The 23,207-nt window shown below is 70.0% G+C and carries 25 protein-coding genes, 1 tRNA gene and 1 riboswitch; of the genes, 12 read left to right on the top strand and 14 right to left on the bottom strand.

The features are described 5' to 3' along the window. Positions 1-26 precede the first annotated feature (26 nt). On the bottom strand, positions 27-314 hold the full coding sequence (locus CLT68_RS07055) for a DUF6458 family protein (protein WP_088950887.1): 288 nt from the start codon (positions 312-314) through the stop codon (positions 27-29). Positions 315-427: 113 nt separating this feature from the next. On the opposite strand from CLT68_RS07055, the gene CLT68_RS07050 reads away from it, so the two are divergent. Further along, positions 428-967: a histidine phosphatase family protein gene (locus tag CLT68_RS07050; RefSeq protein ID WP_099849614.1), complete on the top strand. Its 540-nt coding sequence runs from the start codon at positions 428-430 to the stop codon at positions 965-967. Positions 968-1,019: 52 nt separating this feature from the next. Here the strand turns inward: CLT68_RS07050 and CLT68_RS07045 are convergent, their stop codons facing one another. The 4 genes from CLT68_RS07045 to CLT68_RS07030 form a co-directional block, all read right to left on the bottom strand. Beyond that, positions 1,020-1,289, bottom strand: coding sequence for a DUF6458 family protein (locus CLT68_RS07045; RefSeq protein ID WP_030332052.1), 270 nt, complete (start codon positions 1,287-1,289; stop codon positions 1,020-1,022). Positions 1,290-1,572: 283 nt separating this feature from the next. Next, the gene (locus tag CLT68_RS07040; RefSeq protein ID WP_099849612.1) at positions 1,573-3,429 is read right to left on the bottom strand and encodes an acyl-CoA dehydrogenase; all 1,857 of its coding nucleotides are present in this window, start codon (positions 3,427-3,429) and stop codon (positions 1,573-1,575) included. Positions 3,430-3,558: 129 nt separating this feature from the next. Next, positions 3,559-4,683 (bottom strand): PP2C family protein-serine/threonine phosphatase, encoded by a 1,125-nt coding sequence (locus CLT68_RS07035; protein ID WP_099849610.1) that lies wholly within the window; start codon positions 4,681-4,683, stop codon positions 3,559-3,561. Positions 4,684-4,787: 104 nt separating this feature from the next. Beyond that, a complete protein-coding gene (locus CLT68_RS07030) occupies positions 4,788-5,426 on the bottom strand; it encodes a septal ring lytic transglycosylase RlpA family protein (protein WP_172862136.1) in 639 nt (212 codons plus the stop codon). Positions 5,427-5,613: 187 nt separating this feature from the next. Between CLT68_RS07030 and CLT68_RS07025 the strand changes: the two genes are divergently transcribed. Genes CLT68_RS07025 through CLT68_RS07015 form a run of 3 tightly spaced genes read left to right on the top strand, consistent with a single transcriptional unit; the run spans position 5,614 to position 7,728 of the window. Next, positions 5,614-6,165, top strand: coding sequence for a phosphoribosyltransferase family protein (locus CLT68_RS07025; protein ID WP_099856868.1), 552 nt, complete (start codon positions 5,614-5,616; stop codon positions 6,163-6,165). Positions 6,166-6,198: 33 nt separating this feature from the next. Next, entirely contained in the window at positions 6,199-7,239 is a 1,041-nt protein-coding gene (locus CLT68_RS07020) for a questin oxidase family protein (protein WP_099849608.1), read from the top strand. 57 nt (positions 7,240-7,296) lie between these two features. Further along, positions 7,297-7,728 carry an ASCH domain-containing protein gene (locus CLT68_RS07015; protein WP_099849606.1) on the top strand — a complete coding sequence of 144 codons (432 nt, stop codon included), beginning with the start codon at positions 7,297-7,299 and terminating at the stop codon, positions 7,726-7,728. A gap of 10 nt (positions 7,729-7,738) precedes the next feature. On the opposite strand, the gene CLT68_RS07010 is transcribed toward CLT68_RS07015, so the two are convergent. Further along, positions 7,739-8,617 carry an LLM class flavin-dependent oxidoreductase gene (locus CLT68_RS07010; RefSeq protein WP_099849604.1) on the bottom strand — a complete coding sequence of 293 codons (879 nt, stop codon included), beginning with the start codon at positions 8,615-8,617 and terminating at the stop codon, positions 7,739-7,741. A gap of 75 nt (positions 8,618-8,692) precedes the next feature. Here CLT68_RS07010 and CLT68_RS07005 point away from each other — a divergent pair, with 75 nt between their 5' ends. The 3 genes from CLT68_RS07005 to CLT68_RS06995 all read left to right on the top strand — a co-directional run bounded on the left by CLT68_RS07005 (position 8,693) and on the right by CLT68_RS06995 (position 10,571). After that, entirely contained in the window at positions 8,693-9,112 is a 420-nt protein-coding gene (locus CLT68_RS07005) for a hypothetical protein (protein WP_143743140.1), read from the top strand. 76 nt (positions 9,113-9,188) lie between these two features. Continuing rightward, a complete protein-coding gene (locus tag CLT68_RS07000; RefSeq protein ID WP_099849601.1) occupies positions 9,189-9,893 on the top strand; it encodes a dihydrofolate reductase family protein in 705 nt (234 codons plus the stop codon). 33 nt (positions 9,894-9,926) lie between these two features. Next, positions 9,927-10,571, top strand: a complete 645-nt coding sequence (locus CLT68_RS06995) for a dihydrofolate reductase family protein (RefSeq protein ID WP_099849599.1) — start codon at positions 9,927-9,929, stop codon at positions 10,569-10,571. Between the two features lie 61 nt (positions 10,572-10,632). Here CLT68_RS06995 and CLT68_RS06990 read toward each other — a convergent pair whose 3' ends face one another. Then, positions 10,633-10,977 (bottom strand): VOC family protein, encoded by a 345-nt coding sequence (locus tag CLT68_RS06990; protein WP_231927181.1) that lies wholly within the window; start codon positions 10,975-10,977, stop codon positions 10,633-10,635. Between the two features lie 230 nt (positions 10,978-11,207). Between CLT68_RS06990 and CLT68_RS06985 the strand changes: the two genes are divergently transcribed. Beyond that, complete coding sequence (locus CLT68_RS06985) at positions 11,208-11,723, top strand: DUF6886 family protein (protein ID WP_486482095.1); 516 nt, start codon at positions 11,208-11,210, stop codon at positions 11,721-11,723. Positions 11,724-11,787: 64 nt separating this feature from the next. On the opposite strand, the gene CLT68_RS06980 is transcribed toward CLT68_RS06985, so the two are convergent. The 3 genes from CLT68_RS06980 to CLT68_RS06970 all read right to left on the bottom strand — a co-directional run bounded on the left by CLT68_RS06980 (position 11,788) and on the right by CLT68_RS06970 (position 14,636). Beyond that, positions 11,788-13,113, bottom strand: a complete 1,326-nt coding sequence (locus tag CLT68_RS06980; protein ID WP_143743139.1) for an outer membrane protein assembly factor BamB family protein — start codon at positions 13,111-13,113, stop codon at positions 11,788-11,790. 135 nt (positions 13,114-13,248) lie between these two features. Beyond that, positions 13,249-14,052 (bottom strand): hypothetical protein, encoded by an 804-nt coding sequence (locus CLT68_RS06975; RefSeq protein ID WP_099849594.1) that lies wholly within the window; start codon positions 14,050-14,052, stop codon positions 13,249-13,251. Next, a complete protein-coding gene (locus CLT68_RS06970; RefSeq protein ID WP_099849592.1) occupies positions 14,049-14,636 on the bottom strand; it encodes an RNA polymerase sigma factor in 588 nt (195 codons plus the stop codon). Before CLT68_RS06970 ends, CLT68_RS06975 begins: the two co-directional genes overlap by 4 nt. A gap of 132 nt (positions 14,637-14,768) precedes the next feature. On the opposite strand from CLT68_RS06970, the gene CLT68_RS06965 reads away from it, so the two are divergent. Further along, positions 14,769-15,095: a hypothetical protein gene (locus CLT68_RS06965; RefSeq protein ID WP_099849590.1), complete on the top strand. Its 327-nt coding sequence runs from the start codon at positions 14,769-14,771 to the stop codon at positions 15,093-15,095. Between the two features lie 17 nt (positions 15,096-15,112). Then, positions 15,113-15,976, top strand: a complete 864-nt coding sequence (locus tag CLT68_RS06960; protein ID WP_099849589.1) for a hypothetical protein — start codon at positions 15,113-15,115, stop codon at positions 15,974-15,976. Positions 15,977-16,267: 291 nt separating this feature from the next. Here CLT68_RS06960 and CLT68_RS06955 read toward each other — a convergent pair whose 3' ends face one another. Beyond that, a complete protein-coding gene (locus tag CLT68_RS06955; RefSeq protein WP_099849587.1) occupies positions 16,268-18,559 on the bottom strand; it encodes a hypothetical protein in 2,292 nt (763 codons plus the stop codon). Between the two features lie 636 nt (positions 18,560-19,195). Further along, positions 19,196-19,269 (bottom strand) — tRNA-Gly (locus tag CLT68_RS06950). A gap of 202 nt (positions 19,270-19,471) precedes the next feature. On the opposite strand from CLT68_RS06950, the gene CLT68_RS06945 reads away from it, so the two are divergent. Then, complete coding sequence (locus CLT68_RS06945; RefSeq protein WP_099849585.1) at positions 19,472-20,455, top strand: zinc metalloprotease; 984 nt, start codon at positions 19,472-19,474, stop codon at positions 20,453-20,455. 73 nt (positions 20,456-20,528) lie between these two features. Here CLT68_RS06945 and CLT68_RS06940 read toward each other — a convergent pair whose 3' ends face one another. Further along, complete coding sequence (locus CLT68_RS06940) at positions 20,529-21,068, bottom strand: pyridoxamine 5'-phosphate oxidase family protein (protein WP_088950868.1); 540 nt, start codon at positions 21,066-21,068, stop codon at positions 20,529-20,531. 99 nt (positions 21,069-21,167) lie between these two features. On the opposite strand from CLT68_RS06940, the gene dcd reads away from it, so the two are divergent. Continuing rightward, entirely contained in the window at positions 21,168-21,746 is a 579-nt protein-coding gene (gene dcd, locus CLT68_RS06935) for a dCTP deaminase (protein ID WP_099856866.1), read from the top strand. A gap of 75 nt (positions 21,747-21,821) precedes the next feature. Here the strand turns inward: dcd and CLT68_RS06930 are convergent, their stop codons facing one another. Next, positions 21,822-22,862: a C40 family peptidase gene (locus tag CLT68_RS06930; protein ID WP_099849584.1), complete on the bottom strand. Its 1,041-nt coding sequence runs from the start codon at positions 22,860-22,862 to the stop codon at positions 21,822-21,824. A gap of 13 nt (positions 22,863-22,875) precedes the next feature. Continuing rightward, positions 22,876-23,011: riboswitch (cyclic di-AMP (ydaO/yuaA leader) on the bottom strand. Positions 23,012-23,207: the final 196 nt, after the last annotated feature.

Raw genomic sequence — 23,207 nt, 5'->3', positions numbered from 1 at the left:
GGACCCCGGAGTTTCGCGAGCGAGGTTCAGACCGGTCGGCCCGGCCGACGCACCTCGCGGTATTCCTGGACGACCTGGTCGTCCTGGACCGGCACCACCCGGTCCGCCACGACGCGCTGCTCGCGCACCGGCGCGGCGACCACAGTGCGGCGGCGGCTGTTCCAGAAGTAGAGGGTCGTGATCAGGCCGGCGACCCCGGCCAGCATCAGCACCCAGCCGACCACGGACAGGTCCAGCCAGCCCAGGTCGGCCTCCACGGCGAATGCGAGGATCGCGCCGAGCGCGATCAAGAAGATGCTGCCACCAATGCCCATGTCTCGCTCCTCGGCTCAAAACCTGGCGTACGACGCGCCGCGGCCGTCGGTAGGGGTGCGGCATCCATCGACTTACCCAGGCACGGAGATCGCCAATCGGGCAAGCTGGGAGCATGACGGACGCCGACCCCGAGACCCGGACGCTGGTGTTGTTGCGGCACGCGAAGGCCGAGCAGGGTAGCGACGCGGCGGACGACGCCGAACGGCCTCTCAGCGCACGCGGGACCGCAGACGCCGCAGCGGCCGGCGCCTGGCTGGCGCGCCACGGGTTGCTACCCGACGTGGTGATCTGCTCGACGGCCAGACGCACCCGCCAGACCTGGCACGGGGTGGCGATGGGGATGACCGGTTCGCCGCCGGAGGGTGGCCCGACCGGGCCACGGCCGACCGTCCGTTACGAGCCCGGCGCGTACGACGCGCACCCCGAGGAGTTGCTGGCGCTGGTCCGCACGATCGACCCCACGGCTCGCACGGCGCTGCTGATCGCCCACAATCCGGGCGTCTCACTGCTCTCCGCGCTCCTCGACCCGGAGGGCGCGGCCGACGAAGGGTTACGCACCGCGGAACTGGCGGTGCACCGTGGCCCACTTGGCTGGGCGGAACTGGGTCGGTCGAGCGCTCCGATCATCGAGCGGCACACCGCACGCGACTGAGCCACCCGCCGCTTCTCGACGGGTGGCTCAGAGGTACGCGCCCAGGTCCGGCTCAGGACGGCGGCGCGGTTGGTGGCGGCGGGTCCGGCGGCGGCGGCATCATCGCGGTCGGATGAGAGAGCCGGTTCTCCTCCACGATGAGGGTCCGGGCCCGCTTGCGCCGGTCCTGCCAGAACCAGAGCGTGGTCAGCAGTACGGCCAGCCCGGCCAGGATGAAGACCCAGCCGACCGCCCGTACGTCGATCCACCAGACGTTGGCTCTCAGCGCGAAGGTCAGGATCGCGCCGATCGCGATGAGAAAAATGCCGCTTCCGACACCCATATGCGCTGCACTCCCCCGTGCGGTGGCTCTGGGCGTTCCCTTTCGAGGTCACGCGACGGTTACCCGCCACGCCGCCGGCATACCCGGCCAGGCTCGCCCAATACCCGGCCCGAGGAGGGACCGACCGGTGTTCCTTGCTGCGGATTGGGACGTCGGGGCCGGAAGCAGAGGCGTCGCTGACCCCTCGGACGCGGCAACGGCCGGTGGGGCAGCTGCCCCACCGGCCGTCGGTGTCGGTCCCAGGTGGTGCGACCCGGGACCGGTCAACCGTGCCGTGGCACGGTCAGAAGGCCTCCTCCGGGAGGTCCATGATGTCGAGGTCGGTGTTCTCGATGATCCGCCGGTCGGCACCGATGCGGGGCAGCACCTCGCGGGCGAAGAAGCGGGCAGCGGCCACCTTGCCGGTGTAGAACGCCTTGTCGCTGGCGGAGACCTCGCCGGTCAGTGCCTTCAGCGCCACCTCGGCCTGCCGCTGGAGCAGCCAGGCAACAACCAGGTCGCCGATCGCCAGCAGGAACCGCCGGCTGCTCAGCCCGACCTTGTAGAGCGCGCGGGTTTCTCCACCCTGCGCCTCGCCCAGCCAGCCGGTCATCACGCCGAGGATGTTCTGCACCTCGGCCAGCGCCTTGCCGAGCGCCTGCCGCTCCTCCTTGAGCTGGCCGTTGCCCGCCTCGGAGGAGATGAACTCCTGGATCTCGCCGGCGACCGCCATCAGCGCCTTGCCGTTGTCCCGGACGATCTTGCGGAAGATCAGGTCCAGGCTCTGGATGGCGGTGGTGCCCTCGTACAGGGTGTCGATCTTCGCGTCGCGGACGTACTGCTCCAGCGGGTAGTCCTGGAGGAACCCGGAACCACCGAAGGTCTGCAGGGACTCGTGCCCGAGCATCTCGTAGGCCCGCTCCGACCCGACGCCCTTGACCAGCGGCAGCAGCAGGTCGTTGACCCGCTTGGCCAGCTTGGTGGCCTTCTCGTCGCCGGCGGCCTCGGCGATGGCGACCTTGTCCTGCCAGGAGGCGGTGTAGAGAACCAGGGCACGAAGACCCTCGGCGTACGACTTCTGCAGCAGCAGCGAGCGACGCACATCCGGGTGGTGGGTGATGGTGACCCGCGGGGCGGTCTTGTCGGCCTGCTGGATCAGGTCGGCACCCTGCACCCGGCTCTTCGCGTATTCCAAGGCGTTGAGGTAGCCGGTGGAGAGGGTGGCGATGGCCTTGGTGCCGACCAGCATCCGGGCGTACTCGATGATCATGAACATCTGCCGGATGCCGTCGTGCTTGTCGCCGAGCAGCCAGCCCTTGGCCGGTACGCCGTGCTCGCCGAAGGTCAGCTCGCAGGTGTTGGATACCTTCAGGCCCATCTTGTGCTCGACGTTCGTGGTGTAGACGCCGTTGCGCTCACCCAGCTCGCCGGTGGTCTCGTCGAAGTGGAACTTCGGCACCACGAAGAGCGACAGGCCCTTGGTGCCGGGGCCACCGACGCCCTCGACGCCGACCGGGCGGGCCAGCACGTAGTGCACGATGTTGTCGCTCAGGTCGTGCTCACCCGAGGTGATGAAGCGCTTCACGCCCTCGATGTGCCAGGAACCGTCGGGCTGCTGGATCGCGCGGGCACGGCCGGCACCGACGTCCGAGCCGGCGTCCGGCTCGGTGAGCACCATCGTGGAGCCCCACTGCTTGTCGATGAAGAGCTTGGCCCACCGCTTCTGCTGCTCGTTGCCCTCGACCTCCAGGACGTGCGCGAAGGAGGGGCCGGAGGCGTACATCCAGATGGGGGCGTTCGAGCCGAGGACCAGTTCGGCGAGGGCCCACCAGAGGGCGCGCGGCGCGTTGGTGCCGCCCAGGTGCGGCGGCAGGTCCAGGCGCCAGAACTCGGAGTCCATGAACGCCTGGTACGACTTCTTGAACGACGCCGGCAGCGGCGCGGTGTGCGTGGCCGGGTCAAACACCGGCGGGTTGCGGTCGCTGTCCGTGTAGCTGGCGGCCAGATCGCCGCGGGCGAGGCGGTCGAGCTCGGCGAGGAACGTGCGGGCGGTGTCGACGTCGAGTTCCGAATAGGGCTCCTGGCCGAACGCCTGGTCCGCCCCGAAGACCTCGAACAGGTTGAACTCAAGGTCCCGCAGGTTGCTCTTGTAGTGGGTCATGCTCGCTGGCCCCGCTTCCGGACAGGTGTTACCGATCAGTAACCCACACTGTATTACTCGCGGGTAGCCAGCGACAAGCGGATCACCCAAGTGACGGCGATTACACACCTCCGGGCCGCGCTGACCGAATCAGCTCTCGGCGGCGCCGACCTCCCAGCTCGGGACCGCTGCGGTCACGGCGGTGCGGGCACCGACGTACTCCATGAGGACCAGAGCGATGTCGTCGTCGAGACGACCATGGACCCACTCGATCAGCGCCGTCTCCAGTGAGGCCAGCCCGTTGGCGACCGTGCCGTGGCCGAGCAGTCGCCAGGCCCGGTCGGCGGTCGGGAAGAACTCCCCGTCACGCCGCGCCTCGCCGAGCCCGTCGGTGAACAGCAGCAGCCGGTCGCCGGGCTCCAGGCGTTCGACCCGGGGGCGGACCACCGGCATGAACCCGAGCGGAGGGGCCGGCGCCGGCGGCTCCAGCGGGATCACCGCGCCCCGACGCAGCAGCAGCGGCGGCGGATGTCCGCAGTTGACGATCGTGAGCGTGCCGCCGCGCTCCTCAACCAGTGCCGCGGTGACGAAGTCCTCGTCGCCCACGTTGCGGGCGACCGCGCGGTCCAGGTCGGCGACGACGGCCCGCAGGTCGGCCCGCTCGTAGGCCACGTGGCGATAGGAACCGAGGACGATGCTCGCCAGCCGGACCGCGTCCAGGCCCTTGCCGCGCACATCACCGATGATCATGCGTACGCCGTAGGGCGTGTCGATCGCCTCGTACAGGTCACCGCCGATCTCGGCCGTGGCGGTGGAGGAGATGTAGCGACCGGCGACCGAGAGCGTGCCGACCTGCGGGCCGAGTGGGCGCAGCACAGCCTGCTGGGCCACCGAGGCGAGCTTGGTCAACTCGACGATCCGGTCCGCCTGCTTCTGGCGGACCGACGTCACCGCCACGGCCAGCCCGGTGGCGAGCGCGACCCAGACCACGTTGACCGAGGTGACCAGTAACATCTCCGGATCGAGCAGCGCGAAGGCGACCCCGATCACTGTCGCGGCGACACCCACCCCCAGCACCACCGGCCAGGCCGCCAGTGCGGCGGCCAGGATCGGTGCGCCAGCCAACAGTGCGATGTAGTTCGCCGAACGCCCGTCCGCCGCCTCCACCGCCGACACGATCGCGAGCAGAACGAGGGCCGCGCCGAGGCCGGCGCGGGATCCGGGGCTCAGCGGGCGACGGACCGGCTGAAGGAGTCGCGTGGGTACGAGAGACAGTTTGCCTGATCCGCGTGAAACGGTGAATGAACCTGACCCGTCGTCCGAGGAGGTTCTGACCGGCCGGTCCGATCGACCGGCCGAATCGACGTCGCTTGCCCCGCTCAGCCGAGTACCTCGTAGCGGACGGTGAGCGCGCCCACGTCGACCGAGGCGATGGTGGCGAACGCGGCGCGGGAGAGGTCCAGGCAGCGGCCGTCGATGAACGGGCCGCGATCGTTGATCCGCACCACTACCGACTTTCCGTTGGCCGGGTTGGTCACCCGGACCTTGGTGTTGAACGGCAGCGTCTTGTGTGCGGCGGTCAGCGCACTCGGGTTGAACGACTCACCGTTGGCGGTGAGCTGCCCGTCGGAGTAGAACGAGGCGCCGCACGAGCCGCTGTCCAGCACCTTCGGGGCGGCGGTGGTCTTCTTGGCGGTCGGCTTCGGCTTCGGCGACGCGGTGCGCTCCTTGCCTCGCGAGGCGGCCTGCTGCGACCGGGTGGCCGAGGGGCTGGCGGACGCGCTCGGGGAGACGCTGGCACTCGGGGACGCGGAGGCGGCCGGGGAGCTGGGGGCGAGGCTGCTGGCGGCGGTGGTCGGGGTGAGGTCGAGAGTCGTCTGGCCCGACTGAGCGGAGCCGGAGGTCAGCTGCACGGCACCGAACGTGCCCCCGACGGCGAGGGCGACGCCGACCGCCGCGGTGGCCACGATGCCCGCCGGGGAGGAGAAGATGCGGGTACGGGAGTGCTTACCTGCCACCGGCCCGGTCCTTTCGTCGACTGAACAAACCGGGTCGGACCGTAACGAGAGAAGCACTTCCGAAGTCAACGTGATCATAGTGGTATGCCCGCATTTGCACTGGTACGTGTAGCCGATCATCCGAGGCGGAGTGGGCCGGCCGGCCCGGGTGTCGGCACGTCGACCGGCCGTGGCGCAGGATGAGCGGATGCCCGCTGAGCTGACCGAACGCCTGGCCGCCCTGTTCCATTGGATCGACCCCGGTCCGGGCACCAGTCACCTGGTCAGCGACATCTCCGGTTGGTGGCGCGACCCGACGGTCCTGGCCGAACTGGGACCGGCCCTGGTGGCGCCGTACCGGGCCGCCCGACCGACGGTGGTGCTCGCCCCGGCGGTCACCGGGCTGCTGCTCGGACCGCTTGCCGCCACCGCCCTCGGGGTCGGCTTCGTGGCCGCACACAAACCCGCCGACGGCCGGCTGCCGGCCGGGCCGCTCACCTGGGCGCAGAGCCCACCGGACTACCGGGGACGACGGGTCGACCTGGCGGTACGCGACCGGCACCTCGGCCCCGACGACCGGGTGCTGGTGGTGGACGACTGGGTGCGTACGGGCGCGCAGCTCCACGCCCTCTACGACATCTGCGCGGCGCGTGGCGCCGAGGTGCTGGGCACCGCCGTGGTGGCCGTCGACTGCCCGCCCGAGGTCGCGGCCGACCTGCGGATCACCGGCCTGATCGACGCCGCCGATCTGCACGCTTGACCTGAACCTCGGTTCACGTCCGACGATCGATGCATGAGTGACGGCATTCTCGACGAGGCGTACGAACGACTGCATCGCACCGGCCCCGAATACGAGGGGTGGCTCTCCAACCACGGACCGATGGCCGTCGAGGCACTGGCCCGACACGGGCACCAGGGACAGGTGCACCGTTGGCTCGACGACTACCTCGGCCGACTCGACGAACTGCCCCGGGGGTTGCACCCGATCGACGACTGGCGAGCGGCGCTGGGCGATCCGAAGCGGGCCGGTGACTGGCTGGCGTACTTCGACCGGCAACTGCGCGACCACCCGTGGCGTGACGTGCTCGGCACCTGGTGGCCCCGCCTGCTGCCGGGCATCGCCGCCGGCGCCACCCACGGCGTGATCCGGGTCGGGCACGCCGTACGCGTCCTCGAAACGGACGACGTGAACCCACCTCGGCTCACCGAACTGGCCCAGGCCCTCGGCTACTGGGCGGCCCGCTGGCAGCCGGTCCCCGGCACCGACCGTGTTCTCGACGGCCACCGGGCCGGCCGCGAGCAGCTGGACGTGGACGCCGCGCTGGCCGGGCTGCCCCGGATCGACGACCAGACCGGCGGCGTCCGGGATCGGTTGGGCCAACTGCCGGGCGTACCCCGGTGGGAGCCGGCGCTCGCGGCGCTGAGCCCCGCGCGGAGCCCGGACGAGGCGAAGCGCGGGCTCACCACGTTGGTGCACCGCGCCGGCCTGGACTACCTGCGCTTCGGCCACGCCGCGCCGGTCATGCTGGTGCACGCGGTCACCGCGCCGACCGCGGTGCTGCGTACCCTGCCGGCCCTGGACCGGGCGCTGTGGGCGCCGAGCCTCGCCGCGGCCTGGGCCGCGACGGCGGCCCTGACCTCGGTGTACGCCCCAGCCGACGGCATCGCGCCACCGACCGTGACCGCCGTGACCCCGGCGGAGGTCTTCGCCCGGGCGGCTCGGCACGGCGACGAGCACGTGGTCAAGCTCGCCGACGCGGTGCTCGACGCGCACGCGGCCACTGGCGACGACCGGCTGCTCACCGCCGCCGGCTACGCCGGTCAACTGATCTGAGCAGGCCCCGGCGCAATGCGGCGGCGGTACGGCTCGCGCTGGCCTAGCCTCGGCAGGATGTGGCCTCGGATCGGTGAACTGCGCACCCTTGCCCTCGGCACCCCCGGCGAGCTGCGGGCGACCCTCAACACCCTCGTGCTGGCCGGCGTGAAGACCGCGACGGCCGGCCGGCTCGCCGAGTACGCGGAAGAGGGCGAGGAACTGGAGCAGGTCGGGGAACGGCTGGCCCTGGTCGACGACGACGACGCGCTGGCCGGCGTCGTGGAGATCACCGGAGTCGAGGTGGTCCGCTTCGCGGACGTGCCATGGGACTTCGCCCGCGCCGAGGGTGAGGGGGACCGCTCGATCGAGGAGTGGCGGGCCGGGCACGCGGCCTACTGGTCGGGCCTCGGCACCCCGGTCGACGGCGACACCTCGATCGTCTGCCTACGCCTGCGACTGGTCTCCGGCGGCGAGGGCGGAGTGGCCAGCGGCGACCTCGGCACCTGACGCGGCCACGTCAGCCGCGCAGCTCGGGCAGCAACCGCGTCGCCACGTCCGCGAGGATGGCCTCGTCGCCGGCGTACCAGCTGCTGGCGCGCGGCCAGTGCGTCACCACGTCGGTGAAGCCCAGGTCCGCGGCCCGGCCGACCTGGTCGGCGAAGAACTGCGCGCTGCTGAGCGAGAACACCGGCGCCGCGTCCAGCGAGAGGTAACGGTCCAGAGTGGCCGGATCGCGGCCGGCCTCCTCCAGCGTGCGATCCATCCGCGCGGACAGCGCCGACACGGTGTCCCACCAGCCCGACACGTCGTCGGCATCGGTGCCGGTGGTCACCCAGCCCTGGCCGAACCGGGCCACCAGCCGCATCGATCGCGGCCCGTTGGCGGCCACCACGAAGGGAACCCGGGGCTGCTGCACGCAGCCGGGGTTGTTGCGGGCGTCCACCGCGGCGAACCACTCACCACGCCAGGTGGTGCCGTCCTCGCGCAGAACGAGATCCAGCAGCTCGGTGAACTCGGCGAACCGGTCCACCCGCTGACGCGGCGGCAGGGTCTCACCGCCCAGCACGGCCGAGTCGAAACCGATGCCGCCCGCGCCCAGGCCGAGCAGCAGCCGACCGTCCGAGACGTCGTCCACGGTGGTGATCTGCCGGGCGAACGCCGCCGGGTGCCGGAAGTTCGGCGACGCCACCAGGGTGCCCAGCCGGATCCGGGAGGTCACCGTCGCGGCGGCGGTCAGCGTGGCCATCGAGTCGAACCACGGGCCGTCGACCAGGTCACGCCAACCCAGGTGGTCGTAGGTCCAGGCGTGGTCGAAGCCCCACTCGTCCACCTGCCGCCACCGACGCTGTGCCTCCGCCCACCGCTGGTCGGGCAGGATGACGATGCCAATCCGCATGATCGCCAGCCTAGCCGGGGACAGCACCGCCGCCGGTTGTCGATCCGCGTTGCGATCGGCCCGTACCCTCCGGGCATGCCCGCCGAAGCGTCTGCTGCCCGCGTACGCCGGGATCGCCGCTGGCGCACGATCCGCACGGTGACCATGACGCTCGCGGTGGTTGTCCCGTCCTTCCTCCTCCGCGAGCTGATCGAGTCCCGGTTAGGTCGCGGGCCGATGGCCGACCTCAGTGCGATCGCACTTCCGATGGCGGCGACCGCGTGGCTGGCGCCGTACGCCTCCTATCGGCGACGTGACGCCCTGCTCTGGCTGGCGGGCCCGGGCATCTACGTCTTCGCGGTGATCGCTCGGCGGGTGGCCCTCGCGCCCTACCGGGACTGGCGGCCCCGCCCCGAGGAGTTGCCCCGGATGCGCTGGTCCCGCGACCCGGAACACGCCGGAACCTGGTACCTGACCGAGCCTTCGAGTGACGCACGTCACACTGCTCTCGGGTAGGGGTCTCCCGTTCGGCTCCGACCCCTTGGCGAGCCGCACCCCGTCCCGGGGTGTGACCGAGGAGAGGACCAGCGCGATGACCAAGGTGACCGCACAGCTGTCGGTGTCGGTGGACGGCTTCTACGCCGGCCCACGGTTCGAGGGCGACGGCAACTGGATGGACTCGGCGGAGAGCGCCGGGTTCTTCCGGGTCACCCGCTGGGCGACGGAGGCGTCTGCGTGGCGTGAACGACAGGGCTTCGCCGGTGGTGAGCAGGACACCAACTCCGAGGTCATCGCCGAGTCGTTCGGGGCCGCCGGCGCGTACGTGATGGGGCGCCGGATGGCCGACGGCGGTGAGGCGCCCTGGGGCGAGGAGCCGCCGTTCCGCGCGCCGGTCTTCGTCGTCACGCACCGCCCCCGCCAGACTCTCCTGCGGGGCGGAGGCACCAGCTTCACCTACGTCACCGATGGTGTGGCCAGCGCCGTCGAGCAGGCGGGCGCCGTGGCCGGCGGCAAGAACGTCGCCGTGGCCGGAGGCGGCAGCCTGGTGCGGCAGGTCATCAAGGCGGGGCTGCTCGACGAGTTGGAGCTGCACGTCGTACCGGTCGTGCTCGGCACCGGCCTGCGACTGTTCGACGCGGATCTCGACCTCGGCGACAAGGAGGCGATCGAACTGACGCCGACCCGCGTCCTGCACACCCCGCAGGTCACCCACATCCGGTACGACGTGAACGGTCGCGCCCCACTCGTGCTCGACGATCGGGGCAGGGGCGGCGGCCCGACGACGACCACGAACTGAGTCACCCGACCCGCCACCTCAAGAGGAGATGCCATGCCGCAACTGCTGCGGGTGCAGTGCTTCAACGTGTCGCGCGACGGGTTCGGCACCGGCGAGGGGCAGAGCCTGGAACGGCCCTTCGGCCACGCGGACCCCGCCCCGCTGTTCTCCTGGCGGGCCGCCACCGCCAGCTTCGTGTATCGCACCGAGCCCGGCGGTAGTCGCGGCCTCGACGACTATCTGACCCGCGACGCCGAGTGCAACATCGGCGCGGAGATCATGGGTCGCAACAAGTTCGGCCCTCAGCGCGGGCCCTGGGAGAACCACGACTGGCAGGGCTGGTGGGGGGACAACCCGCCGTTCCACACGCCGGTCTTCGTGCTCACCCACCACGAACGCCCGTCGTTCACGCTGTCCGACACCACGTTCCACTTCCTCGACGCCAGCCCGGCCGAGGCGCTGGCGCGGGCGAAGCAGGCGGCCGACGGTCGGGACGTACGCCTCGGCGGCGGGGTCGCCACCATCCGCGAGTTCCTCGATGCCGACCTGGTCGACACGATGCACATCGCCGTCGCGCCCGTCGACCTCGACCGGGGTGAGCGCCTGTGGGACAGCCCCGACGAACTTCTCGACCGCTTCCACCTGGAGTCGGTGCCCAGCGCCAGCGGAGTCACCCATCTCCTGTTCTGGCGACGCTGACCCGCGATCTTGGACAGTTTCCGTTACGCCTGAACGGAAACTGTCCAAGATCTGTGCAGGCCTAAGCGAGGCGGGACAGCACCAGCATGCGGTTGCCGTCGGGATCCGTGACCCTGGCGGACCGCTCCCCCCACGGCTGGTCGACCGGTTCCTCGGTGACCGTGGCACCGCCCGAGCGCAGGGCGTGCACGGCGGCGTCGCAGTCGTCGGCGTAGACGCACAGTTCCCAGCGGTGCGACTCGGCCGGCCCGCCGGCCTCCGGATTGGCGGCCAGGCCCAGCTCGCTGTTGCCCAGTCGGAGTGCGACGAACTCCGGAACACCCTCGTCCGGGAACCGGTAGGTCAGCTCGAAGCCGACCACATCCCGGTAGAACCCGATCAGTCGTGGCAGGTCAGGTGTCGTCACGATCGGAAAAGCTTCGGTGAACACAGACCACCTCCAGAGCGGACACTAACGGACGCCCTGTGTGATCGGGAGCAACCGTTTGGGATGCACCCCCGTCGAAGAGCGGTTGTTCGAGTGCCGGCATTCCGGTGGCCGCTGAGTTAGGAGCGCGACCGGAGGCTGCCCGAATGTAGTTGAGCTGAGCACCTCTCCCAGGTAGGAACGACCAAATGCGACCAGAGCCTGGGCAGGTGCTGCATTTCTCGGAAGACCCGACGATCACGCGGTTCGTTCCGCATGTCGCCGCGACAGCTCAGCAACCGGACGCATACGTGTGGGCCGTCGACCAGGATCGGGCTCCCGATTACTGGTTCCCGCGCCAGTGCCCCCGGGCGATGGCCTGGGTGCTGCCGACCACCTCTCGGGCGGATCGTGATCGCGTCGTCGGAGCGGGCTGCGGCGAGCGAGTCCATGCGATCGAGTACGGCTGGCTGGAGGCGATGCAGAGGGTGCGACTGTTCGTGTACCGGCTACCAGCTGATCGCTTCCAACTCTTCGGCACTCCCGAACCACACGCGCTCGTGGCAATCGAGCCCGTCACACCCCTCGGTCCTCCCGAGCCGGTGGGCGATCTGCTGCGGTGTCACGCCGAGGCGGGCATCCAGCTTCGCGTGCTGAACAACCTCTGGTCCTTCTGGGACGTAGTGACCAACAGCTCGGTCGGCTTCAGTGGCATCAGGCTGCGCAACGCAAGGCCCCGCTCCTGATCCTCCCCGGAAATTGGAAGGCCGTTGCTGGGACGATGGCCGCCGCGAGCTCCCTCTGGAGGATCTAGAGGATGGGGTGCACGTCATCCTGGATCTTGAGTAGCCCGTCGTCGACCAAGCAATTCCGGCCTGGGAACGGGTCGGACAGCCGTCCCTCCGGGGAGAATGCCCAACACTGGTCGGTCTTCGCGCCGGTGAGGTCGCGCGTCGTGCCCTCGAGTCGTATCCAGCCGGAGGACACGTCGACGCCTTCGACACGGATCGTGACGGCGTCGGGGATCTCGGCGATCTGACCGGTTCCGGGATTCCACAGCAAGGCTCCAGAGGCGCGCTCGAGCAGTGCCCACACTTCGGGTGTCCGTTGCTCGGCGCTGGCCAGCTGCACCTTCCGCGTGCCTGGAGGAGGTGCGAGCCGGCTGCTCCGCCCTGTCGTGACGTCGATACCGATGAGATCGCGGCGATCGGCAGTAGGAGTGAAGACCATCGAGCCGCTGCCGTAGACATCCCAGGGTTGCTCTGCCGGCGTCGACCACAAACGCTGACCGTCGGTTGGCGAGCGTCCGGCGAGCGTCCTACCGTCCGCCTGCAGCAGCACGTCACCGACGATCCGAGCCATCACGGAGCAGTCCACGTCGCCGACGGTCGTGCGCCCCTCGGTCAGGCCGAGCAGCTCAGCGCCCCCTTTGCGCCCTTCATTCCGAACGAGAAGCACGTACGACTGCTCACGTGCCGGCGAGAAGCGGTCGGTGGGGCCGTAGTCGCACTCCATCACAGGCCGGCCGTTCTGCCGCCAGAGTGTCGCTCCCGTGGCGAGGTTGAGGGCCACGGCCTCGGTTCCGTCCCGGGTGTCCGCGACGACCAGAGTCTTCCCGTCATGCACGATGCCACGGCCGGTCACCGTTGATCGCCAGATCTCACGACCCGTTGATGGATCGACGCCAATCGAGCTGTCACCCATGTCGATGACGACCAGACCGTCATCGACGAGCATCGGCGTCGCATCAGGTCCTGCGTGCGCCCAGGCAATCTTCCCGGTCTCAATGGCCCGGGCGGTTCCGCCCATGATGATCAGATCGCCCGCCCGGGCTGACCATTCGTTCGGCAGCTGTGCACCGCTGGGGATGTTCCAGCGTGGCGGCGACTGTGGGAAGCCGGTGACGGCTGCGACAGCGCTTGCGACGATGACGAGGACCGCCGCTGCACTCAGCACGATCCTCCACGCGGTGCCACGCGTCAGCAGTGCGATGACCCAGACGACACCGACCACCACGGCGGTGACGCCGATTCCGTAGGTGAGGTGACCCCACCTCCAGGCGATGGTCGCCAGAATCAGGCCTGCGCCCACAAGCACGACACCGGCAGCAGGACCGTAGCGGCGAGGGCGGTTCACATCCGCAGCCTATGGGACTGCATCGAGGAACGCCGGTGCGCAATTCAGCGAGCAGGCATCAGGCCTGAGAACTGACAGCACCAAAGCGGCGCGTCCGACGCGGAAGCCCTTCGGTCGCTGGCACCACCGCGCTGCCTACCGGCTCCAACGCTCCGCGGGTAGGCAGTTGGTGCCGGGCGAGCCGTAGACGACAGTGCCCGACGGGTCCCCATAGCAGTGGTCGAACTCGTCCGACGGACGAAAGAGTGGACGGCGGTCGATTTCGGCACCGGTGTCGTCGTAACTGACCAACTCGGCGCCCTCGTTGGCGTTGGCATCCTCGGTGATCAGGCCGAACACACCGTTGGCCAACCGCGCGGTGGTCGTCTGCCCATCCCCGTGTTCGAGCACCAGCCGGTGCACCCGAGCGCTGACCCGGCCAGTCGCCGCGACGTCGCCGCCGTTGACTCTGCTGGACACGAGCAGGAGTCGCTGGACCGGGCCGGGCAACCAGTTCCGTTGTGGCCAGTCCCGTTCACTGCTGGCGGCCCCGCTGATCTCCTGATGTGGCGCCGTGGAGACTTCACAGGTGAAGTACCCGGTCTCCGATATGAAAAGTGCCACGGCCCGGTGGTCCTGCTCGGCGGCCACGGCCAACTGGTCCATCGACACCGGAAGCCGCTCCATCTCCTCGTTCCACGACAGGCACTGCTCCATTGATCGGCGCAGCGTCGGTGACAGTTCGCTCGGACCCATCGCCAGATGCCGCACATCGTCGCCACTCGGCACCATCGCCACACCGGCGACCATGGCCGCAGCCGTCGCCAAGGTGGCCACTCCGAGCCGTAGCGCCCGGCGGGATCGCGGACGATGGACAGAGGCCATCAGATCCGAACGCATCCGCGCCGCCGCGCCGGGCGGCAGATCCCGCTCGACAGGCGTTTCGAAAATGCCCTTCATCGCTCATCCTCCTGCTTGGTTCCGTCGACGACCATCCGTGCCAGTCGGGCCCGTGCGCGACTGACACGTGATCGGAGCGCACCTTCGTTGATGCCGAGAACCGCAGCCGCCTCGGCGTACGGCACGCCCGACCAGAGACACAGGGCAACCGCCTCGCGCTCGGCGCGAGGTAATCGGCGTACGACCGCCAGGACGTCGGCCATCTGCCGTTCGTCATCGAGCCGAGCGACTACGTCGTCCGCCGGGTCCGCCTCCACCCCACGTCCCGGCGGCAACCTCCGCAGGGCTGCCAACCACCGCCGGGCCGAGCGCCACTCGGTGCGGGTCGTGTTGGTGGCTACCACCAGCAGCCATGGCAACGCCAACCCGTCGACCAGGACCGCCGCTTCGCCACGCCTGCGCCACGCGACCAGGAAGGTCGACTGCGTCACGTCCTCGGCGAGCGTCCACGAGCCGGTGAGCCGGAACGCGTGGTTGTAGACCGCCCGGGCGTACCGGTCGAAGAGCCGGCCGAACGCGACCTCGTCACTGGCTGCGATGGCCGACCACAGATCTTGGTCGGACGGTTGTATCTGGCTCGTCACACCTGACTATCGCCGGTCGGGCCGAACCTGTTGCAGTCGTCTTCCGGGGTGATCGGCGCGCGAAGGCGAGAATCGACCGGAACGAATGGGGCGCCGCCTGGGGTCACTTGACGGCCGTGGGAGTCTCGCCGAGTGCTGGTTAGAGCAATCCTCGGGGCCGTCATCACCGCCATCGGGTGCGCGGGGGCGTTTGTCTTCGCCTACGCCGTGATCCTGGTCGGGGTGAAAGGCCAACGCGCCAGCGAACGGGCATGGGGGCGGGCGGCCAACCTGCCCCGAACTGTCTTCGCTGGCTACTTCGGCGCTGCCGGCCTTGCTCTGCTGTCGACGGCGCACCTGGCCCTGTTCTACCGCGACGAAGAGTGGTTCTGGCTGATCGCGCCCCAACAGGGAGCGGTGGTGCTTTCTCTTGCGGCGGGATGGCTCGCGATGCACAGGATGGGCAGGTCGCGTCGATGATCGGAGACACTTTTACCGTGCGAAACGACCTCGACCAGATCGAAGCGGCGTTCGTCGGCACGCCACTGGCCGGCCTGCCGATCGGGCACGGCCCGTCGGGCACTATCCTCGTCGCCGACATCGACCCCAATCGCATGCAAGAGGCTTGGCAGGTTGCCGACGCACTGGTGTCGGTCACCGGACGCCTGCCCGTCATGGTCACCGACGACTTCGGCGACACGCCGAGGATCCGGCCCGAGCCCGAGCCCGGTCCGTCGGAGTCGGAGCTGCGCGCATTCGCCGAGGCGGCCGAATCTTCCGACCCCTGGCTGGTCTACCGCCACTACCGCGCGGACGACGACGTCGACGAGGGCGAGGTCGAGTACTACACGCGTGGCAGGGTTGGCGCAGACCTGGACCTGACGGCCCTGGTGTCGGATGTGGCGCTGCCGACTCCGCTCCAGGAGCTGGAGCGGGCGCTGTACGATCGGCTGCTCGCCGACGCCGACCTGTACGCCCGGGTGCTTGGCAGGGTGCGGTTCGTGACGCAGACCGATTACTGGTTCACGCCTAACAGCGTCCTGCTCATGTTGCTGCCCACCAGCGATGTCCGCAGCTCGGGGTACTGGGTCGACTTCTTCGGTGCGCCCGCCCGGGGGTACCGGTGGATGCTGGCCGAGGCGTTGACGCAGTGGCGTCACCGGTGGGACGCCTGCCTGGTCGCGTCTTGGGGTGGCACCATGCTGCAGTTCCAGGTGGGTCGTCGCCCGGCACCGGGTGACGAGGCGTGGACCGCGGCCGGCCAGCTCAAGGCGCTGGCACCGAACCTCGACCTGAGCCGGTGGGAGGTCGCTGTTGCCTTGCCCGCCGGTGAGGCGTGGTTCGTGCACAACCGACCCTGACGACTCGACCAGGCCGTGATCCGCCGAGCTCGGCCGTCGCCTGCGGACTGAGCCGCTCCTTGAAGTCGTGGTCCTAAGGGACGTCCTCGTCGATCCCCAATAGCGTCAGGCGTCCCTTAGTCGGCCGCGGGCTGTCGCCAGCGTCCGACCCGGATCCGGTCGGCTGGGTACAGCTCACGGCCAGTTCAGGGCCGGTAGTCTGCGCGACCGGCTACCGAAGCAGGCGGCATCCGAAGGCGGAAAACGACGCCGCCCGCCCGGTGACCCGGACGGGCGGCGATCACGACCGCGTCAGCAGGTGCAGTCGGGCGGGACGACGTAGAAGGCGATGTTGGTGTTGCTGCCCTCGTACCCGGCGTTGCCGGACCAGGAGAACTCGTACAGGAACTGCGGGTAGGTCTTGGCGTCCACGGTCGGCAGCGAGTCCCGCAGCGAGAAGGCGCCGTCCGCCGCGGTGGTGACGTTCGGGAGCGGGACCGAGGTGCCGTCCGGGCCGACCCGGTTGACGGTCAGCGTCACGCTTGCGCCGATCGACCCGGTACGGGTGCCGGTGACCTTGCCGTCGATGACCGCCTGCTGGCCGTTGACCAGGGTGCGGTCCGGGGACGTGACCTCGATGGACGACGGCTGCTTCTGCACGGTCACGTCGACGGTGCCGGACGACCGCCGGTGGGTCGAGTTGCCGTCCCAGGCCAGCTTGTAGGTGACCTGCCCCGTGACCGTGACGCTGTCGTCGAAGCCGAAGGCGCACGACGCGTCGGTGGTCAGGTCCGGCAGCTTCTTCTCGTTACCGCCGTTGACGCTCCGGCTCACGTGGACCGTGGCCGGGCCCTGGCAGGCCCCAACGTCCTGGGAGATCGCTCCGGTGACCCGGAACTTCTCCCCGACGTACGCCGGGTCCGCCACCGTGCCGCTGATCTGGGAGTCCTTGGACGAGACGGTGACCTCCCGGGTGGCCGACGCCGGCGCGTACACCGGCGAGCCGGCGTCCCAGCTGACCGTGTAGACGTACCGGCCGCCCTGCGCCGGCGTGTCGAGGATCGCGAAGCCGCCAGCGCTGTCGGTGGTGACGGTCGGAAGCTGCTCGGTCACCCCGTCCACGCGGTTGTTCCAGATGGTCCTGGTAACTCCGATCTGCTGGGGATCTGTGGGCACCTTGCCGTCGAAGCCCAGCGTGCCGGAGAGCTGCAGGCGCTTGCCGTCCTCGCCGGCCGCCGCGCCGGTGAGGGTGAGCGTCGGGGCGCGCCCGGCCACCGGCACTGTCAGCGAGGCGTCGCTGCCCTGGTAGTTCGGGGTCCGGGCCCAGGAGACCTCGTAGCGGATCTCCCCGCTGACCGGCGGGGTGTCGGTGATCGTGAAGGTGCCGTCCGCCGCGGTGGTGGCCGAGAGCGCGGTGCGGCTGTCGTCCGGCAGGATCCGGGTGACGTCGAGCCGCTGCACGCCCGGGGCCGCTCCGTCGGCCAGGGCGAGCCGGCCGGTGACGGTCATCGGGTCGAGGGCGGTGGCGGACTCCGGCCCGGTCAGCGAGATCGCCGACTTGGGCAGGGTCACGTCGACCGCCCGCCAGAGGTGGTAGCGCTCGCTGTCCCGGTCGTACACCAGGCCGAAGACGTCGGTGCCGAGGAATGCCAGGCTGCCCTCCACCACCGCACCGTCCAGGCTGTCGGCCTGGTTGACCGGTGCGCCACTGGCGAGGGTGTGCACGATCAGCTCCGGACTGCCGTCGCGCCCGCCGGCGAGGTAGCGGCCGTCGGGGCTGATCGTGACCGCGTCCGGCCGGCCGGGGCCGGCGCCGTAGTGGCGTACCTCGGCCAGGGTGGTGGTGTCGTAGCCGATGTGGGTGGCCGAGCTGCCGTAGGCCCCGATCACCTGGCTGCCGTCCGGGGTGACGACCAGCTCGCGAAGGTTGGCCACGATGCTGTTCATGATCGTGCCGCGCCGCGTCGCCTGCGCGCCGTCCACGGAGTAGACCTCGACCATCGCGGGGCTGAGGCCGGGAGAGCCGGTGGCCAGCACGTTGCCGGCCACCGCGACCCGTGGCGCCTGGTACATGTAGTTGGTGATGCCGACGACCGTGGGATCGGCCGCCGCGACGTCGAGCGTCAGCACGCCGCCGGTCGACTCGAACCCGCAGCCGTAGCCGACCCAGACCCGGCTTCCGGACAGGGCGAGGTTCGTCGGGCAGCGGTACCCCTCCAGGGAAATCTTCCGGACGACCTGCAGGGTGGCGGTGTCGACCTCGGCCAGTTCACCGCTGTCGCTCAGCGCGACGTAGAGGCGGTCGCGATCGGTGTCGATGGCGAGGCCGACCGCGCCGGCCATCCCCTCCAGGGTGTCGGTCACCGCGCCGGTGGCGTCGGCGACGACGACCCGGTCGACCGCGGCGACGAAGACCCGGCCGTCGCCCGCGGCGACGTCGCGGGCGCTGGTGACGCCCTCCAGGAGGGTGCTGGTGTCCGCGGCGGCGGCCGGTGCCGCGACGCCGACCGCAGCGGCGGCGGCCAGGGCCGCCGTGGCGGTCGCGCCGGCGATCCGGCGCGGCAGTGCGGCTCGGGTACGGGCGGATGGTGAGCTGTGAAGCATGGGTACTCCCCGTCTGGCGCGACACCTCGCCGCGCCGGGAGGGAGCATGGCCGCCCCCTCCGACGGGATTCCACCCCGCTCCGCCGATCGACCGGGCATCCTCAGATGGCGACAAGGGCGACATGATCATGTGACCTTTTGGGACGGCGGGGCGCTGGTTTTGGTGGTGTAGAGCGTTTTCGCCGAGGCGGCGCGGCGAACGCGGCCCGCCGGCGGGCTGTGGTGGGCATCCGGGCCGTTACTTCCACGACCTCCGGCACAGCGGGAACACCCTCGCCGCTCAGACCGGGGCGAGCACCCGTGACCTGATGGCCCGGATGGGGCATGACTCATCGCAGGCCGCGTTGATCTATCAGCACGCCACGGCCGAAGCGGACCGTGCCATTGCCCAGGCGCTGCACCAGGCGTTGCGGGTGGACCGGAATGGGCCCGGTAAGCCGGTAGGCAGCGCGAGCAAGACCAAGGCAAGCCGGGCAAGAAGTCCGGCAGCAAGAAGGGTAAGAAGGGGTCAGCGGACCGGGACGGGGCCGGGGATGACCGTGGCTAATGGCACGCTAATGGCACACGGCATGACGGCTGACCTCGGAACATCGAAGGCCCTGACCGGGACTGTCGTCCTGGCCAGGGCCTTCGCAGTGGAGCGGGTGACGGGAATCGAACCCGCACTGTCAGCTTGGGAAGCTGATGTTCTGCCATTGAACTACACCCGCAGGCGGCACCACTGTACCCGAGTGGTCGATCCGGTGCACCCAGGCACCCCCGCGAGCCCGCCACCCCAGGCACCCAGGAAGAAGTTTCCGGACGGCAACATATGGCCGTTCTCAAATGCGTCGATGCGTTGTAACGTCTGCCAAACGTTGCCAGCCACGGCGTGACACACCCCCTGCCGCGCCGCCAGAAAGAGGTGGGCCCATGGGACCCCGTCCCAACCTGCTGACCCGGCGTGCCGCCGGTGTCGCGTCGACGACCCTCGCGCTGCTGCTCAGCACCGCTGCGGTGGGCGTCGTTCCGGCCGCTTCGGCCTTCTCCGCGGCGCCCGGCGGCGCCTGCGTGGAGCCAGCCGACGGCCACTCCAACGCCCGGATCAAGCCCGGTGCGGCGGCCAAGCACGACCCGAACGAGCTGACCGCGCAGCAGGTCCGCGAGCGGGACGCGGACCTGGCCGCTGCGTTGCGCGAGCGCGCCAACTTCCGCACCGGCGCCGGCGCGACGGCACTGGCCACGGTCACCATCCCGGTGGTGGTGCACGTGATCCAGGAGAACAGCACCCGGGCCGGCGGCAACATCCCCGACTCGATGATCACCTCGCAGATCACCGTGCTCAACCAGGCCTACGCCGGTGCGACCGGCGGAGCGGTCACCGCGTTCGCCTTCCGACTCGACAAGATCAACCGGGTGACGAACCCGTCGTGGTACCCGATCGTGCAGGGCTCGTCGGCGGAGCGGTCGATGAAGTCCTCGTTGCGGGTGGGCGGCAAGAACACCCTCAACATCTACCTCGGTGAGCTGAGCAACGACCTGCTGGGCTGGGCGACCTTCCCGCAGCGCAAATTGAGCAGCATGGACGGCGTGGTCGCGCTGAGCGAGTCGCTGCCGGGCGGCACCGCCACCAACTACAACCAGGGCGACACGGGCACCCACGAGGTGGGCCACTGGCTGAACCTCTACCACACCTTCCAGGGCGGGTGTGGCGGCTCGGGTGACAGCGTCAGCGACACCCCGGCCGAGGCGTCGCCGGCCTACCAGTGCCCGACCGGGCGCAACACCTGCTCGGCGACCGGGCTGGACCCGATCACCAACTTCATGGACTACACCTACGACTCGTGCATGTACCAGTTCACCCCCGGGCAGGCCAGCCGGATGCTGACCGCGTGGAACGCGTACCGGGCGGCATAACTTCCCTGCGTACGACCGGTGCCGGCCCCGTCACGACGGGGCCGGCACCGGGGTGTTTCTCCCCAGGACCAGGTCAGGCGGCCGAACACTGGACGTTGCGGCTGCGGCGGGCCGGGCGAGCCTGCGGTACGGCTGAAGGTGCGGCCGGGGCCAGTGGGTCGAGCCACACCTGCACCTCCGGCCCGCCGACGGCGACACCGAGGCCGTGCTGCTCCCGGCGGGCCAACATCGCCACGTCGACGGTGAACTCGAACAACCGCCAGTCGACCTGTGGCTCCGCCCGGGCGCCCTGCGCCAACCGTGCGACCCGGAGCGGATCGGTCACCGGACGGGCGCGACCCGCCACGTACGCCTCGTCGTCGCTCTCCTCCGGCGGAAACGAGTGCAGCGCGTAACGGCCGTCGCGTTCGAGATCGCGGCGCTTCGGAGAGTCGACGATGAAGCAGAACAAGCCCTCGTCGGTGATGACCGGGGAGACCGGATGGACCCGGGGCCCGCCGTCGGCGCGGACCGTGGCCAGGTAGCCGAAGCCTGGCCCGTACTGCTGGAGGAGAACGCGGATCCCGTCGGCGAGTCGGGGCTCGTCGGCGGCGAATTCGGACCAGGAAGCCATGTGGGCATTCTATCGAACAAATGTACGAGCAGCGACCTCGACGCGCTGGTCATCGGCACCGAATCCTGGCAGTTTCGACAACGCGGCTATGGTGGTCCGATGCTGCTCTCCGACCGCGACCTGGTCTCCGAGATCAAGGCCGGCACGCTGGGCCTGGAGCCGTTCGAGCCCACCCTGGTCCAACCCTCCAGCATCGACGTCCGACTCGACCGGCTGTTCAGGGTCTTCAACAACCACCTCTACACGCACATCGATCCGGCGATGCAGCAGGACGACCTGACCTCTTCGGTCGAGGTCCCCGACGGGGAGCCGTTCGTGCTGCACCCGGGCGAGTTCGTGCTGGCCTCGACGCTGGAGGTCATCTCGCTGGGCGACCAGCTCGCCGGCCGACTGGAGGGCAAGAGCTCCCTGGGCCGGCTCGGGCTGCTCACGCACTCCACCGCCGGCTTCATCGACCCGGGGTTCTCCGGTCACGTGACGCTGGAGCTCTCCAACGTGGCGAACCTGCCGATCACCCTCTGGCCGGGCATGAAGATCGGGCAGCTCTGCATCTTCCGGCTCTCCTCGCCGGCCGAGCACCCGTACGGCTCGGCGGTCTACGGCTCGCGCTACCAGGGCCAGCGGGGTCCGACGCCCAGCCGCGCCTGGCAGCACTGGCGCACCTGGCCCACCCGTTGACGGGCTGAGGCACCACGGTCAGACGACGAGGGCCCGCCGCGACCGATCGCGACGGGCCCTCCTGGTCACCCAGGATCAGCCTGGGCGACCGTAGCTGTGGATCGGGCCGTCGTCGACCTTCTTCATCTTGACCGGTTGGCCGGCCTGCGAGGCGTGCACCACCCAGCCGTTGCCGACGTACATGCCGACGTGGTGGATGTCGCTGTAGTAGAAGACCAGGTCGCCGGGGCGCAGGTCGGCCTTGCTGACGTCCTTGGTGACGCGGCTCTGCTGAGCGGCGTTGTGCGGCAACGACACCCCGGCCTTCGCCCATGCGGCCAGCATCAGCCCCGAGCAGTCGTACGAGTTCGGGCCCTCGGCACCCCACACGTAGGGCTTGCCGATCTGCGCGCAGGCGAACTTGACCGCCGTGCCCGCAGCGCCGCCGGGATAGCTGCCGGGGCAGGGCGCCGGACGCAGCGGACCGCCGCCCCCGTTGCCGTACACCTTGAGGCGCAGCTTCTGCAGCCGGTCGATCTCCTCGTTGATCTGCTTCTTCTTGGCCGCCAACTGGGCCTCGGTGCGGGCCAGCTGGGCCACCATCTCGTCCAGCGGCGCCTTCTGCGCGGCCAGCTCGTCGCGCAGGTCGGCGACCTCGCGTACGTCCTGCTGCTGGTTGTGCGCGAACCGGTCGAGCATTTCGAGCTGGCTGACCACCTCGCTGGGTGACCGGCTGCCGAGCATCGCGTTGACGGTCGAGACGGTCTCGCCCTTGTACGCGCGCACGGCCAGCGCGCTGACCTTGTCCATCGCGGCGTCGACCTGCCGCTCGAGCGGGGCGATGCGGGCGGCCAACGCGTCCGCCTGCTTGCGCTTGACGGCGAGGTCGGCCCGGGTGGCGTTGTGCCGTTCGATGATCGGTTCGAGTGTGTTCCAGTCGGCGTCGATCTGGCGCTCGATCTCGGCGACGGACGGGTCGGCGTGGGCGGCCGTGGCGCTGCCCGTCAGGACGACGGCGACGCCGACCAGTGCGGCGAGAGCGGTGGTGAAGCGGGACCAGCGTGGGCGCGGCACGATCGACGTCGGGACGGCGAATGCCGACCGCTCGGACGACGGCCGCGGGGCATGGAGTGCCACCGGGGTTCCGTACTCCTTCTTCCTGACCGCCTACCGGGTTAGCTGACGGGTTCGGGCGGGAAGTCGGCGCCCTACCGCAGTGGCTGCGGATTCACCCCGAGGGACGTGGGTCCCCGGTTCGCTCGGAAACGACTCGGCGGTGTCGGTCCGTTACCGCCCGGGATGGGCGGAGCTGCTGTCGGGCCGACAAATGACCAGAGTAGAGACGCCCGTTACCGATCCGCAACCCGTACGGCCGTGACACTCCGTACCGATCGGGTGGGGGTCACCGATCGTGTGTGAAGAATTCTTTCTCGACATGTCGATAGATGGAAAGGTATTGACGCGGACTCTCCAGCGGCGCGA

It is taken from the genome of Micromonospora sp. CNZ299, assembly GCF_002754415.1.
The sequence above is the reverse complement of the archived record's forward strand: the minus strand, read 5'-3'. Positions and strand labels throughout refer to the sequence as shown.

Coding starts and splice junctions, on each gene's coding strand:
- CLT68_RS07050 (WP_099849614.1), top strand. CDS start 428: ATGACGGACGCCGACCCCGAGACCCGGACGCTGGTGTTGTTGCGGCAC.
- dcd (WP_099856866.1), top strand. CDS start 21,168: ATGCTGCTCTCCGACCGCGACCTGGTCTCCGAGATCAAGGCCGGCACG.
- CLT68_RS06945 (WP_099849585.1), top strand. CDS start 19,472: ATGGGACCCCGTCCCAACCTGCTGACCCGGCGTGCCGCCGGTGTCGCG.
- CLT68_RS06975 (WP_099849594.1), bottom strand. CDS start 14,052: ATGAAGGGCATTTTCGAAACGCCTGTCGAGCGGGATCTGCCGCCCGGC.
- CLT68_RS07040 (WP_099849612.1), bottom strand. CDS start 3,429: ATGACCCACTACAAGAGCAACCTGCGGGACCTTGAGTTCAACCTGTTC.
- CLT68_RS07005 (WP_143743140.1), top strand. CDS start 8,693: ATGCCCGCCGAAGCGTCTGCTGCCCGCGTACGCCGGGATCGCCGCTGG.
- CLT68_RS07000 (WP_099849601.1), top strand. CDS start 9,189: ATGACCAAGGTGACCGCACAGCTGTCGGTGTCGGTGGACGGCTTCTAC.
- CLT68_RS07015 (WP_099849606.1), top strand. CDS start 7,297: ATGTGGCCTCGGATCGGTGAACTGCGCACCCTTGCCCTCGGCACCCCC.
- CLT68_RS07020 (WP_099849608.1), top strand. CDS start 6,199: ATGAGTGACGGCATTCTCGACGAGGCGTACGAACGACTGCATCGCACC.
- CLT68_RS07025 (WP_099856868.1), top strand. CDS start 5,614: ATGCCCGCTGAGCTGACCGAACGCCTGGCCGCCCTGTTCCATTGGATC.
- CLT68_RS06955 (WP_099849587.1), bottom strand. CDS start 18,559: ATGCTTCACAGCTCACCATCCGCCCGTACCCGAGCCGCACTGCCGCGC.
- CLT68_RS07045 (WP_030332052.1), bottom strand. CDS start 1,289: ATGGGTGTCGGAAGCGGCATTTTTCTCATCGCGATCGGCGCGATCCTG.
- CLT68_RS06940 (WP_088950868.1), bottom strand. CDS start 21,068: ATGGCTTCCTGGTCCGAATTCGCCGCCGACGAGCCCCGACTCGCCGAC.
- CLT68_RS07055 (WP_088950887.1), bottom strand. CDS start 314: ATGGGCATTGGTGGCAGCATCTTCTTGATCGCGCTCGGCGCGATCCTC.
- CLT68_RS06995 (WP_099849599.1), top strand. CDS start 9,927: ATGCCGCAACTGCTGCGGGTGCAGTGCTTCAACGTGTCGCGCGACGGG.
- CLT68_RS07010 (WP_099849604.1), bottom strand. CDS start 8,617: ATGCGGATTGGCATCGTCATCCTGCCCGACCAGCGGTGGGCGGAGGCA.